Origin of the sequence: uncultured Rossellomorea sp., assembly GCF_947488365.1 — a bacterium.
Taxonomy (GTDB): Bacteria; Bacillota; Bacilli; order Bacillales; family Bacillaceae_B; genus Rossellomorea.
The window spans coordinates 735,947-749,137 of sequence record NZ_CANKZT010000002.1; the positions used below are offsets into that span (position 1 = coordinate 735,947).

11 protein-coding genes and 1 tRNA gene are annotated in these 13,191 nt (G+C 38.9%); 11 read left to right on the forward strand and 1 reads right to left on the reverse strand.

What is annotated here, in order from left to right; genetic code table 11:
* The first annotated feature begins 141 nt into the window (after positions 1–141).
* Entirely contained in the window at positions 142–1,467 is a 1,326-nt protein-coding gene (locus Q1B03_RS10580; RefSeq protein ID WP_299741097.1) for an ATP-binding protein, read from the forward strand.
* A gap of 65 nt (positions 1,468–1,532) precedes the next feature.
* Here the strand turns inward: Q1B03_RS10580 and Q1B03_RS10585 are convergent.
* A tRNA-Sec gene (locus Q1B03_RS10585) sits at positions 1,533–1,629 on the reverse strand.
* A 302-nt stretch (positions 1,630–1,931) separates the two neighbouring features.
* Here Q1B03_RS10585 and Q1B03_RS10590 point away from each other — a divergent pair.
* From Q1B03_RS10590 to Q1B03_RS10635, 10 genes are all read left to right on the forward strand, one after another.
* Entirely contained in the window at positions 1,932–2,459 is a 528-nt protein-coding gene (locus tag Q1B03_RS10590; protein ID WP_299741099.1) for a hypothetical protein, read from the forward strand.
* A 107-nt stretch (positions 2,460–2,566) separates the two neighbouring features.
* Positions 2,567–2,704, forward strand: a complete 138-nt coding sequence (locus Q1B03_RS10595) for a YvrJ family protein (RefSeq protein ID WP_299741101.1) — start codon at positions 2,567–2,569, stop codon at positions 2,702–2,704.
* Between the two features lie 183 nt (positions 2,705–2,887).
* Positions 2,888–4,033: an exonuclease SbcCD subunit D gene (locus tag Q1B03_RS10600; RefSeq protein ID WP_299741297.1), complete on the forward strand. Its 1,146-nt coding sequence runs from the start codon at positions 2,888–2,890 to the stop codon at positions 4,031–4,033.
* On the forward strand, positions 4,030–7,164 hold the full coding sequence (locus Q1B03_RS10605) for an AAA family ATPase (RefSeq protein ID WP_299741103.1): 3,135 nt from the start codon (positions 4,030–4,032) through the stop codon (positions 7,162–7,164). Before Q1B03_RS10600 ends, Q1B03_RS10605 begins: the two co-directional genes overlap by 4 nt.
* A 183-nt stretch (positions 7,165–7,347) precedes the next feature.
* The gene (locus tag Q1B03_RS10610) at positions 7,348–8,427 is read left to right on the forward strand and encodes an endospore germination permease (RefSeq protein WP_299741105.1); all 1,080 of its coding nucleotides are present in this window, start codon (positions 7,348–7,350) and stop codon (positions 8,425–8,427) included.
* A 12-nt stretch (positions 8,428–8,439) separates the two neighbouring features.
* The gene (locus Q1B03_RS10615) at positions 8,440–9,888 is read left to right on the forward strand and encodes a spore germination protein (protein ID WP_299741107.1); all 1,449 of its coding nucleotides are present in this window, start codon (positions 8,440–8,442) and stop codon (positions 9,886–9,888) included.
* Positions 9,889–9,894: 6 nt separating this feature from the next.
* On the forward strand, positions 9,895–11,055 hold the full coding sequence (locus Q1B03_RS10620) for a Ger(x)C family spore germination protein (protein ID WP_299741109.1): 1,161 nt from the start codon (positions 9,895–9,897) through the stop codon (positions 11,053–11,055).
* A 113-nt stretch (positions 11,056–11,168) separates the two neighbouring features.
* A complete protein-coding gene (locus tag Q1B03_RS10625) occupies positions 11,169–11,465 on the forward strand; it encodes a hypothetical protein (protein ID WP_299741111.1) in 297 nt (98 codons plus the stop codon).
* Positions 11,462–12,283 (forward strand): type II pantothenate kinase, encoded by an 822-nt coding sequence (gene coaW / locus Q1B03_RS10630; RefSeq protein ID WP_299741113.1) that lies wholly within the window; start codon positions 11,462–11,464, stop codon positions 12,281–12,283. The genes Q1B03_RS10625 and coaW overlap by 4 nt, the downstream gene beginning before the upstream one ends.
* A gap of 82 nt (positions 12,284–12,365) precedes the next feature.
* Positions 12,366–12,962: an SCO family protein gene (locus Q1B03_RS10635; RefSeq protein ID WP_299741115.1), complete on the forward strand. Its 597-nt coding sequence runs from the start codon at positions 12,366–12,368 to the stop codon at positions 12,960–12,962.
* Positions 12,963–13,191 lie beyond the last annotated feature (229 nt).

Consider the following 13,191-nt stretch of genomic DNA (forward strand, 5'->3'; position numbering starts at 1 on the left):
CTTGTGACAAGAATATCGCTGTTTTTACAAAAGAAGTCTATACTGTTCTCAATTACAAATGATATACTAATAAATAACAAATATCGCGAAAATTCTTTCTATTTCGATTCTTACGTTTGGATGGATAGGGGGGCTCATAGGATGAAATATAGGGGGAGAATAGTATCAGTGCTGTTTGGACTTTTACTAGTCTTAACATGGGATTTTATTTATTACTTTGTTCTGCATTATCCAGTGGATTTGAAGGTGGATTTGGTGTTCACTCTATTGATTCTCTTTATCAGCTACTATATGGGGAAAAATCATGACACCAGCCATAAAACATTAGCTGCCTTACGAAAGAGTGAAGAGAGAGTAAAGCGTCTCAATGAAGAAATGCAGCATGTACTTCAGAGTATCGATGAAGTTGTCTTTCATACCAATTCCAAAGGAGAGTTTCAATTTCTGAATCAATCCTGGGAAGACTATACGGGTTATACGGTTAAAGAAAGTTTACATAAGAATGCACTTCATTTTATATCTCTTCATGAACGTCATGAAATTCTTAGAATGGTGAGACAAAGTATAAGCTTGAAAAAGGAGAAAATGAAAATGGACTTCTCTTATCAAAAGAGGGAGGGTCAGTTTCGTTGGGGTGAAGTGAATGTTAAGTTAAATTATAACGTAAATGGTGAGCTTCTTGGTACGGTAGGAACCATATCAGACATTACCGAAAGAGTACATAATGAAGAAGAATTGATCGAAATGAATGAAACGTTAGCCATCGAATCTCAAAAACTATCTGTGGCAGGGCAATTAGCAGCCGGGATTGCACATGAGGTTCGAAATCCCCTAACGTCGATTAACGGCTTTCTGCAGTTATTAAGAGATGATGCAGATGAGAAGACGAAGGAATACTTAGGGATTGTCTTTTCTGAAATTAAGAGGATTGAACTTGTGCTGAGTGAGTTATTGATACTCGCAAAGCCGCAATCTGTTACATACAAACGAATTAATATTATTGAGACCCTCGATCATGTCGCGAAATTGTTAAATACGAATGCCATATTATATAATATTGAAATCCAGACCGATTTTCATGAAAGGGAGCTTCATATACGTGGAGATGAAAATCAGTTAAAACAAGTATTTATTAACTTACTTAAAAACGCCATAGAAGCAATGCCACATGGAGGAACGATTACGATAAGGGCAGACTTGTCCTCTCATAACAAGGTTCAATTAACCTTTAAAGATGAGGGGGTAGGAATGAAAAAAGAAACGCTGGATAAACTCGGGGAGCCTTTCTTCACAACGAAGACAAAAGGCACGGGCTTAGGGCTCACCATATGTCTGAGAATTCTTCGTGATCATGGAGCGGATATCAGGGTGCAGAGCGAGCAGGGAGAAGGGACCACCTTCCATATCATGTTTGATTCAGTTCAAGCTTCAGAGAGAAGAAGGAGGGAAACCTTACAAAACCAATGAAATAAGAGCCCTTATGGAATGAACATTAGGGCTCTTTCATGTGTAAGGATATAAAAAATTTAAAGTGGCGGGACTGCCTGGGAATCGAACCCAGCGGAGACGGCACGCGCCTCCCAGGAGGTTTTGAAGACCTAGGCAAGCACCAGCTCAACAATCAGCCCCGGAATTACGTATAGATAAGTTATACCATGGAAGAAAAATTTGTTCAAATGGTTTAGAAGATAATCGTACCATTGACCCGTGAGTAAAGTGTGATAATCAGATAGAAAATAGGCTTTATATTTTAAATATTTATAAGATTTAAACTTTGGAGAAATTAGAAAATTCTTCTTTACCAGTCGATTCTCCCCGTGATAAGATACTTTTTGCCGGCTTATCATAAATTGAAGAAAGCGATTTCCTAAAGGAATTGCTTACCTTCTATACTTGAACATGTTGATTGAGACAGAGAGGGGAAAACAAGTATGAAAAAAGTATGGTTTTTAGGTCTGGGTCTATCCTTAGCTTTAGTTGGGTGTTCTGATTCAGGTACTGACGAAGCTAAAAAAGATGAAACATCAAATGCAACGGAAGAGAACACAAATGTTGCTGGAGATTTAATGGATTTTTATTTGAATTTAACAACAACCGTCAATGGTGTTGATATTGATCTTAATGGATATGAAGAAGCAATGGCAGGGGAAGCGCCTCCTGCAGGAGAAGAGTTGGAAAAAATGAAGGAAGCCGCTGCAGCATCAGCAACAGAATCTGCGAAAGCAGTAGAAGGCATGGAGATCCCTGAAGGTCTTGATGATCAAAAAGAAGCGGTGGAATCATTCAAATCCACTCTGAAAGAATCATTTGATATGAAAGCTGAAGCTCTCTCTAAAGAGGGCGAAACAGATTTAGCGGCAGCTAATGAGAAATTAAATGAAGCAGAAAACCAAATCAAAGAAATTCTTGATGAAGCAGGTTTAGTAAGCTCAAGCTTAATAAGTGATTTAAACGGATGATAAATTTAAAAAGCGATTCCATGAAAATAATGGATTCGCTTTTTCTTTTTATATAGTCTCCTTTTTCTCTCATTTTACCTATATAAAAGATGAGAGGAGGGAAAAGGGTGGAAACTATTATTTCATTCGTTTCTGAAGTAGGCTTTCCGATTGTTGTCACGATGTATCTCCTATATCGTATTGAGACGAAGCTGGAGGCCGTGATAACGTCGATACAAACACTACCTCAGCAGTTAAAAGAATAATAGAAAGGAGGCCCCTCATTTCATATGAGGGGCCTCCTTTTCCTTTCTAATTATCGACGTTCAATAATAATTAAAGTGATATAGGAACAATCGTTCTATTAGGTGACATTTCTTTTCACCTATAACTTCTTAGTTTGATATAATTTAGGGAGAAACGCAATGACCGGAGAGGAGACAACAGCAGTGAAATTCATTCATACCGCCGATTGGCACTTAGGTAAACTGGTTCATGGCATTTATATGACAGAAGAACAACGCTATATATTAGAGCAATTGATAGAGCTCGTGAAAGAGGAGGAGCCCGATGCAGTCGTGATTGCAGGTGATCTTTATGACCGTTCCGTTCCTCCTACTGAAGCTGTAGAGTTATTGGATGAGGTTTTATTCCGGATTAATGTAGAGTTAAACACACCTATAGTAGCTGTTTCGGGCAATCACGATAGTGCAGAACGATTATCATTTGGGTCATCATGGTACAAGCATAGTCACTTTTACTTGAAAGGGAAGCTGACAAAGGATTTTACTCCAATCACGATTAATGGGGTTAATTTCCACTGCGTTCCCTATGCTGAGCCTGGTAATGTCAGACAAGTCCTTGAAGACGATTCAATCAATTCTCATCACGCTGCAATGGAAGCGATTGTGAAACGGATTGAAGAAACCATGGATCCGAATGAACCACATGTCTTTGTGGGCCATGCATTTGTACTGGGGGGTAAAACCACAGATTCAGAGCGCACTCTATCTGTTGGAGGATCCGGCTGTGTAGGTGCCGATGTGTTTAAGTCTTTTCATTACACAGCCTTGGGGCACCTTCATAGTCCAGATGCTATTAAGCATGAAACGATTCGTTATTCAGGATCTCTATTAAAGTACTCTTTTTCTGAAGCGAATCAGCGAAAATCAGTGAGCATAGTAGAAATAGAAGGGGACGGGTCCTTCCATTTACGGGAAAAAGTGCTTCAACCGAAACAAGATATGAGAGAACTCGAGGGTCTTATGGAAGAACTTCTGGATCCCCAATTCTATCAATCCCAGAAAGTGGATGACTATTTAAAGATTATGTTACATGATGAAGGAACGTTAATCGATCCCATCAACCAACTGCGCCAAATTTATCCGAATGTCCTTCATTTGGAGAGAAAATTGGATCTCACCGATGCAAAAAAGAAAAATACGTTCCGCGTACTAGAGGATAAGAAAAGGTCGGAGCTTGACTTGTTTAAAGAATTCTACGGTGATATGACGACAGGTGAATTTACCGATGAAAAGGAACAAGTCCTGCAAAACGTTATTGAAAAATCGAGAAAGGAGGTCGATCAAGCATGAAGCCTCTTCAATTAGTGATGCAAGCCTTCGGACCCTATGCAGGAAGAGAAACGATTGATTTTCGTTCGTTGGGGAACCGCACAATGTTCGTGATATCAGGTAAGACGGGATCAGGCAAAACGACTATCTTTGATGGAATATCCTATTCCATCTACGGAAAGGCAAGTGGTGAAGATCGCAGTCCGACTGAACTGAGAAGTCAATTTGCTAGTAATGATGTTATTACGGAGGTAGAGCTTACATTCAGTTTAAGAGGCAGATTGTATCGTATTTGGCGCTCCCCTCAGCAGGATAAAAAGAAAGCAAGAGGAGAAGGCTACACAACCATCAATGCCCGATCCGAATTATACGTATACGATGAAGATGGGAAAGAACAGCTGCTGGCGGCTAACGTCAGAGACGTGGATGAGAAGATCAAAGAGTTGATTCAACTGGATGCCAATCAATTCAGACAGATTCTTATGATTCCTCAAGGGGAGTTTCGAAAGCTCTTAACTTCAGACAGTAAAGATAAGGAGCTTATCCTGCAACGCCTATTTCATACAGAGCTCTATAAGACCATCCAGGAAAAACTGAAATCTGAGGCAGACGACTTAAAAAAGTCAGTAGAAACCTCTATTGAAGAACGAACAAGGGAATTACTTAGAATTCATTTTGAAGAAAATGAAGAGCTTCAATCCCTACTATTGGAAAATCCATTGAATGACCACCGTATTCTTCAACTTCTTCCTGCTCATATAGAGAGCATGGAAATAAGGGAGAAAGAATTGCAGCTTACCTATGAAAGTGTGCAGGAAAAAAGAGATGCCCTTCAGAAACAGCTTCAAGAGGCAGAAGGATTGGCCGATCAGTACGAGCTTCAAGAAAAACTAAGAGTTCAGAAAGAATCCCTTTTAAAATTAAAGCCTGAAATTGAATCAATCGATCGAGACATTTTATTAGCCCAGCGAGCCTCCCGTTTAGTTCCACAAGATGAGTATTGCCATAAACTCAATCGAAACTTGAAGGAACTGAAGGGTCAATTGGCTCACCTTACGGAGGAAAAGAATGCAATCTTGGAAAAGCTTATAGCAGCTAAAGAAACACTAAAAGAAGAAAAGAATAACGAAAATCTCAGGGACGCCGTTTCAAAGAAAATCACTCAACTCGAAGAAATGGAAAAAGATATAGATTCTTTGGATGTGTTGATGGAAGATACCAAAGAAATGAAAGAAAGATATGAACAGCAGCAAGACATTGTCAAAAAACAGACAGAGCAGATATCATTTTTACAAGAAGGCATAAAATCCCGGGAGAAACGACTTGAAGAAGCGGAAAATGGTCAAGCAGATTTATTTCAATTAGAAAAATCTTTGCAAGAGAATCAAGCTTTTTTAGAACAGGTAAATGAGATAGAGAGGATAGATCAAAAATTTCAACTTGTCCATAAGCAAGAGCAAAAATTAAAAGAACAGTATCGTCACCTTCAGAAACAAAGTTTGGATGCGTCTGAAACTCTGGCCCATTTAGAAGAAAAGTGGCACTCTGCTCAAGCTGCACACCTTGCAAAAGGCCTGGTTGATCACGCTCCTTGCCCCGTTTGTGGCTCAGAGTATCATCCACATCCAGCCGCCAGGGTCGAGTCATTACCTTCTCAGGAAGATTTGAAAGCGGCGAAGGAAAAGCAGGAGGAACTCAACCAGGAAGAGAAAAGGATGGGCCTCGCAATCGTTCAAGAGGAAACCAAAATGCAGGGTATTCAGGATCAGATAGACGATATCGTTCGGAACATTCGTGAAAAGAAAAGCGACTTTAAGCGGGAAGAAATAGATGATACTCTTTCTCAAATGACTTCAGAGATTGAAGCCTTAAAACGTAAAATGGCGGAAAAGAAAAGGGAAGTCGAACAAGCAAAGGTAATGAGGGAGGAAGTAAGAAAAGGAAGGGAAAAGCTAGAAGAACTGGACGGCTCAAGGTTGAAAAATCTAGACAAGCTACAGGAGTTGAATACTCTGTTCCTTACGAAGGATACTACCCTTCAAAAGGTGAAGGAAGCTATTCCTTATGAGCTCAGATCAAAAGATCAATTTAACAAAGTGTTAAAGGAGCAGAAGCAAAGAAAAGAAGAGTTGAAGACGGCATACGAGCGCGCCCAGAAGCAATACTATGAGCTTGAGAACATGTACAGCGTAAAAGATTCACAAGTGGGTGACAAAGATACGCAGATACAAAAAGTAGATGCCGAGATGAAAACAGAACGTGAAGCATTCCTTAAGCTTCTTACAGAACAGGGTTTTCCCCACTATAAAGCATTTCAGGAAGCGAAAAAGTCTGAAGCAGAAGTGTTGGGTCTTCAAGAGAAGATCAAGAAATATGGTGAAGACTTGCGTTCCGTTTCCGATCGTCTTAATGACATCGATAAGCACTTAGAGGATAAACATAAGCCTGATGTGAAAAGCATTGAAGATAACATATCACGGGTTTCCGGTGAACTTAGACTTGTAAATGATGAACTTAATAAAATCATGACAAATACGAAAGAGAATAAGCTTATCCTTTCACGGGTGACAAGCATAAACGACGGCATAAAGCATTTAGAATCCAGATATCAAATGGTGGGACATCTGGCAGAAGTGGCCCGTGGTCAAAATGCAAATCGAATTACATTTGAAAGATATGTGCTGGCATCATTCCTTGAAGATATTCTTCAAGTGGCAAATGAACGATTAATCAAAATGACGTCGGGGAGGTATCAGCTGATTCGAAAAACAGATAGAAGCAAAGGAAACGTCCAGAGCGGTTTAGAGCTTCTCATATTTGATCAATACACGGGTCAGGAACGACACGTTAAAACGTTATCCGGAGGGGAGAGTTTCAAAGCATCGTTGGCATTGGCCCTCGGACTTGCTGATGTCGTTCAGCAGTACGCAGGTGGCGTCTCACTTGAAACGATGTTTATCGATGAAGGATTTGGAACGCTGGATCCAGAATCTCTGGACCATGCAATTGAAGCATTGATGGATATTCAAAGCAGTGGCCGACTTGTAGGGTTAATTTCACATGTTCCAGAGTTAAAAGAGAGAATCGACGCACGATTAGAAGTCATATCCTCTCAAAGCGGAAGCAGGACAGAATTTCAATTTCTTGCATAGTCCTATTAGCACTTTGGATCATCACAATTCATTTAAAAAGGTCAAAGAGAATAGCTCTTTGACCTTTTTATTTCTATAAGGAAAAGAAACGGTCGTACTCGATCCTTAATTGGGAAAGGAGGTTTGATTTCTTATATGTAGGACATAAATAGAGATAAAACTACCTAACTTTGGAGATAAACTATGAAAAGCATTCGTCCTATTTTAATTCCTCGACAGCTTATATTATTGCTCATCCTTTCAACCGGTTTATTAAATCATGTCATGCTTATACCAAGTATCCTAAAAGCAGCCGGACGAGATGGATGGATCAGTATTATCTTAACCTATCCAATATTTTTTATCGTCACATTCCTCATTTATTACATAGTAAAGAATTCTCCACCGGAAGGGTTCTATCATCTACTTAATCAAAAGTGGAACAAATGGCTTGTTTTCCTATTCTCACTACCTATATGTTTATTTTTGTTATCAGGTGCATATATAACCTTTGTTGACTTAATAATATGGTTAAGCGCATATTTTTTAGCAGATGTTCCATCATTATTAGTGGTAGGAAGCATCTACATTATTTGCTTCTTAATCAGTTGGTCAGGGATCAAACATATGGCCATCGCGAGTGGGATATTATTGCCATTAGTTATGTTATTTGGTTTTTTCATTGCTTTTACAAACACAAATATGAAAGATCCCAGTTTATTATTGCCAATTTTCAGTCAAGGATATGAGCCTGTCTTAAAAGGAATGATTTATGTATTATCTGGTTTACTTGAATTATATTTGATTGTATTAATACAGCCTTATAGTGAAGGGAAGATTAAATTTCATCATTTAATCGTTCTTGGGCTAATACTTATGGGCTTGATGTTCGGGCCATTAACCGCTTCTATCATGGAATTTGGACATGTAGAATCAGCGAATATGAGATATCCAGCTTATGAACAATGGAGAATATTAGCCATTGGGGAATTTATTACGCATTTAGATTTCTTTGCTCTCTATCAGTGGTTATGTGGGGCACTTATCAGGATTAGTTTATTCATGTTTCTGCTAGCCGTGTTTTTTACGAAAAAGAAGGCTCGTTATCGAATGTCACTAAAAGTGTTGGTGCCAATTTTTCTAGTGCTGTTAGTACTTATTTTCATTGATGTTGATTCTTATTTTTTTTATAAGTTCTTATATATCTACTTTTTCCCTGCAACCGTTGTCCTTTTCATCGTACAAATTATTACGTCAGCAGTGATCCTCCGATTTATAAAGTAAAGGATGTTCAAAATGAAGAAGTCTTCGAAAGAAAAGCGGATAGTGGAAGAAAAAGAGGACACTTTGAAAGAGTTAACGCAATTATTTTCAAAGAGTCATGATTTACTTATTCGAGAACATTTTTTTCACGATGAAGTCGTCACCCTGGTGTATTTTGAGAGTTTGGTCGATCGACATTATCTCGATCAATTCATTCTCCCAAAATTAGAAGAGTCTCCTGAAAAGTCCTATGCAAAAAAGATGGAGGGGAATTTCCAAGCAGTAGATGAAACGGGAAAGTCCCTGGATAAGCTCTCTACTGCTCTATTCAATGGGTATATTTTGTTTTTCATCGATGAAAAAATTATCTCCTTACATGCAGGCAATTTTCCTAAACGGCTGCCGGAAGAATCATCGCTTGAAACATCCATCCGCGGGCCAAAAGATGGATTTGTTGAAGACTTAAATACAAATATATCTTTAATTAGGAGAAGGCTTTTCACTCCAACGCTCTCCGTGGAAAAATATAAGATAGGGACCCGCAGTCATACAGAAATCGCCATCATGTACCTGAGTGATGTAATCGATGAGCGTATTCTCAATGAGCTATATACCAGGTTAGAAAAAGTGGATATAGATGTTCTAACCAGCAATCAACAGCTGGAATCAATGCTGGATGACAACCCTAATTCAATTTTCACTAATTTCGATTATACAGGTCGCCCCGATTTTATCATTGATTCATTAGTTCAGGGAAGATTTGCCCTCTTGGTGGATGGGTACCCAACTGTTTCAATTGCGCCAATAAATCTTCTGTTACAAACGAAATCACCAGAAGACTCTAGTATCAATTACGTATATGTATCTTTGGAAAGGATCCTGCGAGTAGCCGGGATCTTGATTTCAGCTTATTTACCAGGATTATGGGTGGCATTTTCGGCTTATAATATTGAACAAATTCCCTATCTGCTCGTGGCTACGATTTCCATGTCCAGGTTCGGCTTGCCCCTTTCCGCTCCTGTTGAGATGTTTATCGTCCTATTTTTGTTTGAGTTTTTTAATGAAGCGGGTGTCAGGCTACCCAGGGCAATTGGACAGACGGTTTCTGTACTTGGGGGGCTGATTGTGGGAGATGCCGCCATACGTGCCGGGTTGACATCGCCAACCATGCTTGTCATTGGTGCCATTACATATATTTCGTCGTTTACACTCGTCAATCAAACATTGAAATATGGAACAACGATATTAAGGTTCATTGTATTGCTCATTAGCACTTTTTTTGGATTATTCGGTGTTGTGATGAGCTTTATTCTGACGGTTCTCTATTTAGCGACGAAATCTTCCTATGGTACTCCATTCCTTGGTTCTGTAGCTCCAATCAGTTGGAATGAATTCATTCGGTCATTTTTCCGGTTGCCTATTCAGTTTTATAAGAAGCGCACCCCTACAACGAGCCCGGATGATGATACAAGGAAGGGATAGATCATTATGATCAATATGATAAGTAAGCTCATCTTAGTTGCTGCAGCACTTTTATTAACAGGATGCACGGGGTCAAAAAACATTCAGGACCTAACTTATATCGTCTCGATCGGATTGGATTATAATGAAGAGAACGAGTTATATACTGCATATCTTCAAGGCTTGAATTTTGCCAATGTAGCCAAGCAGGAGGGGAGTAAGCCGACAGAGCCTGTTCCGACTTTTGTCGGTTCTGCTTCCGGTAAAACCCTGAATATGGCTGTAAGAAACCTATATAAAGCATCGAGGCCGTCATTGTTTTTTGGACATACAAAAACTCTCGTCGTCTCAAAAAATTTGATCAAGTTTAAATTCAAAGAAGTTCTGGAGGATGTGGGCAGAAATCGATCATTAAGGCCCAATCTTCTATTGTTTACAACTGACGAGAGCATGGAGGAAATCTTTAAGTTGAATGGTTTATTTCAATATCCTCCCGTTTATACAGTCCTTTTGACAGAAGAAACCGTAGAGGCTTTACAAGATGATATTAGTGCAACAAGTTTAATGCATTTTCTTCGGGAGTACTATGAACCGATGGGGACAGCGTTCATCCCAAATATCAGTATCGATAAAAAATCCTGGCAAACCGATCAACCATACCCTGTACTTTATCTGAGCGGTTATAGTCTGTTTCAACAATCACAATTCAAAGGAGACCTCCCTTCTAAACCCTCCATCATCGTTGATTGGTTGCTTACCAAAAAGAATCAAATCGATTATCCTCTATATATTGATGATGAATTGGTATCTACATTTAAACTATTGACGAAAGAGCCTAAAATAAAGTACAAGGAAGAAAGAGGTGATTTCTCCACCTTTTCACTTGAAGTCAGCGTGAAAGCTGAGCTAATTGAAAAATTAGTGGATTCTCCATATAAAGATGTGAAAAGTACATTGGAAAAGTCTTTGGAAAATGAAATTAAAAAAGTGTATAATATTGGGTTGGAAAAGCAAGTGGATTTACTGAATGTAGGTGAAAAATGGTATAGATACCATCCACTAAAGTTTAGAAAGCTTGAAGAACAGCCTTCATTCTATTTAACAGACCATTCATTAGACGAAGTGAAAGTAAAAGTGGATATTACACATTTCAACGCCTATCGTTACGATCACAAAAGCATGGAATAGGATCAGTGTAGAAAAACACCAAAATAAATTGGTGTTTTTCCCTTTTTCTCTTTCATTTTCCAGGTCATTTGAATAACATGGAAATAGTATGAATTTGAATGGAGGCATCACTGATGAAAATAAGTATCTACATATTACTATTGTTAGTATCTGCCGTAGTGGCGATTGGATGGAGCTGGAAAAGGCTTTTGGATTTTAATACCTATAAAAAACCATTCTTGGAGGGAGTCGCACTTCAATTTCTTTTTCTTCTCTTTGCATCCGTATGGTGGCTCATAACAGAGGATACTTCAGATGGGGTCATAGGTGTTTTCTATTATTTTCTTGCTTTCCTTACGATAATGGTCGTTCATGGATTTACGCTGCACTATTTATTTTCCAAGAAAAAAATGGAGGAACGGGAAGAATGAGTGTAGTCGGGGTAGATGCTGGCGGCACGTTAACCAAGATCGTGTATGAAGAAACTGGCCGAATGCATTTTAAAACATTTACCAGTGAGCAGCAAGAGAATGTGCAGCAGTGGCTTACACTCTTGGCCCAAAATCATAAACTCTTCATTACGGGAGGAAAAGCAGAGAAGTGGGGAGAGATCTTTCCACATGCACATATTGTTGGTGAATTCGAAGCAGTTTGCAGTGGAGCTAAACTGCTCCTTAAAGAGGAAAATAGTGACCTGAAACAGTTCATCCTCATAAATATAGGTACAGGGACGTCTATTTTTAAGGTTGATGAAAACGGATGTGAGAGATTACTCGGTAGTGGGTTAGGTGGCGGAACCTTTATGGGATTGGGAGGTCTGCTAACTGGAGAGTCTGACTATTACGAGCTGGTACGGTTATCAAAAGTAGGCAAACGAGAGCAAGTTGATTTAACAGTAAGAGACGTTTATGAGGCAATGAATTCTCCAGTTCCTGAACATTTGACAGCTGCAAATTTTGCTAAAGGGGATGCATCTTCTAAGAAAGCAGACAAACTGCGGGCTCTAACAAATATGATAGCAGAAACCATTATTCTGCTTACATCTCAAGCATCTCAAGTTCTTAAGTTAGAGCATTTCGTATTTATTGGAAGTACGTTGAAATCAAATCCTGCTTTAAAAGAGGACCTTACACAATTTCAAGATATGTTATCCTACACCCCTATTTTTCCAGAGAAAGGTGCATACGCTGGAAGTCTGGGAGCGTTTGATATTGGAAGGGAAGCAGAGCTTTCACAAAATAGACAATGAATATTGCCTCTGCTGATTGTTTTTTTATCCTCTTTTTACTAACATAGAATGGGAGAGATAGATAAAGTCGGAGGAGATAAAGATGTCAAAAACCAAACCATTCATTGTGGTGATGACCATCATCGGTATTCTCCTTGCAGGTTGCAGTAATAGTGACTTTCAAGCAGAAACAGATTATGAAGTGAAAGAATTTTCTTATACCAATCAAAATAATCAAGAAGTCGGTTTGAATGATTTGAAAGGACAAGTCTGGATCGCAGATTTCATATTCACTAATTGTGAAACAGTTTGTCCACCTATGACATTTAATTTAACGAAGCTTCAAGAAAAGCTGAAAGAAGAAGGAGTAGAGGAATACAAAATCGTCTCCTTCAGCGTAGATCCTGAAAATGATACACCGGACGCATTAAAAGAATATATTTCAAACTTTGAAGCAGACACGAGTAAATGGGAACTGCTTACAGGCTATGAATTTGACGAGGTAAAGAATTTGGCCGAACGTTCCTTCCGCTCGATCGTAGCCGACGATCCTAATTCCGATCAGATGATTCATGGTACCAGCTTCTACCTGGTGAATCAAAAAGGTACTGTCGTAAAAACGTATAGTGGCAATAGTGATGTCCCATACGATGAAATTGTCCAAGATATGAAAACATTGATTAAAGAAGGATCGAAATAGACTAGGAAGGAGAATCACAGAATGTCAGGTGATTCTCTTTTTTATTATTGAAATCCATTCCAAAATCAGGGTTTTAAGGATTATAATGATAAAAAGGGGAACCGCTATGATTGGGAATATTGTATGCCAAGGTTTATACCTAATGGAACGGTAAACCGGGATTATGATAAAGTGAAAGTAGCGCAACTAAATTAGAGGGTAGCAGGTGAATTAACATTCGAAACTCAAA

Bases quoted from the DNA above. Each gene is read 5' to 3' on its own strand.
- Q1B03_RS10590 (WP_299741099.1), top strand. From the start codon at position 1,932: ATGAAAAAAGTATGGTTTTTAGGTCTGGGTCTATCCTTAGCTTTAGTT.
- Q1B03_RS10610 (WP_299741105.1), top strand. From the start codon at position 7,348: ATGAAAAGCATTCGTCCTATTTTAATTCCTCGACAGCTTATATTATTG.
- coaW (WP_299741113.1), top strand. From the start codon at position 11,462: ATGAGTGTAGTCGGGGTAGATGCTGGCGGCACGTTAACCAAGATCGTG.
- Q1B03_RS10580 (WP_299741097.1), top strand. From the start codon at position 142: ATGAAATATAGGGGGAGAATAGTATCAGTGCTGTTTGGACTTTTACTA.
- Q1B03_RS10615 (WP_299741107.1), top strand. From the start codon at position 8,440: ATGAAGAAGTCTTCGAAAGAAAAGCGGATAGTGGAAGAAAAAGAGGAC.
- Q1B03_RS10605 (WP_299741103.1), top strand. From the start codon at position 4,030: ATGAAGCCTCTTCAATTAGTGATGCAAGCCTTCGGACCCTATGCAGGA.
- Q1B03_RS10625 (WP_299741111.1), top strand. From the start codon at position 11,169: ATGAAAATAAGTATCTACATATTACTATTGTTAGTATCTGCCGTAGTG.
- Q1B03_RS10620 (WP_299741109.1), top strand. From the start codon at position 9,895: ATGATCAATATGATAAGTAAGCTCATCTTAGTTGCTGCAGCACTTTTA.
- Q1B03_RS10635 (WP_299741115.1), top strand. From the start codon at position 12,366: ATGTCAAAAACCAAACCATTCATTGTGGTGATGACCATCATCGGTATT.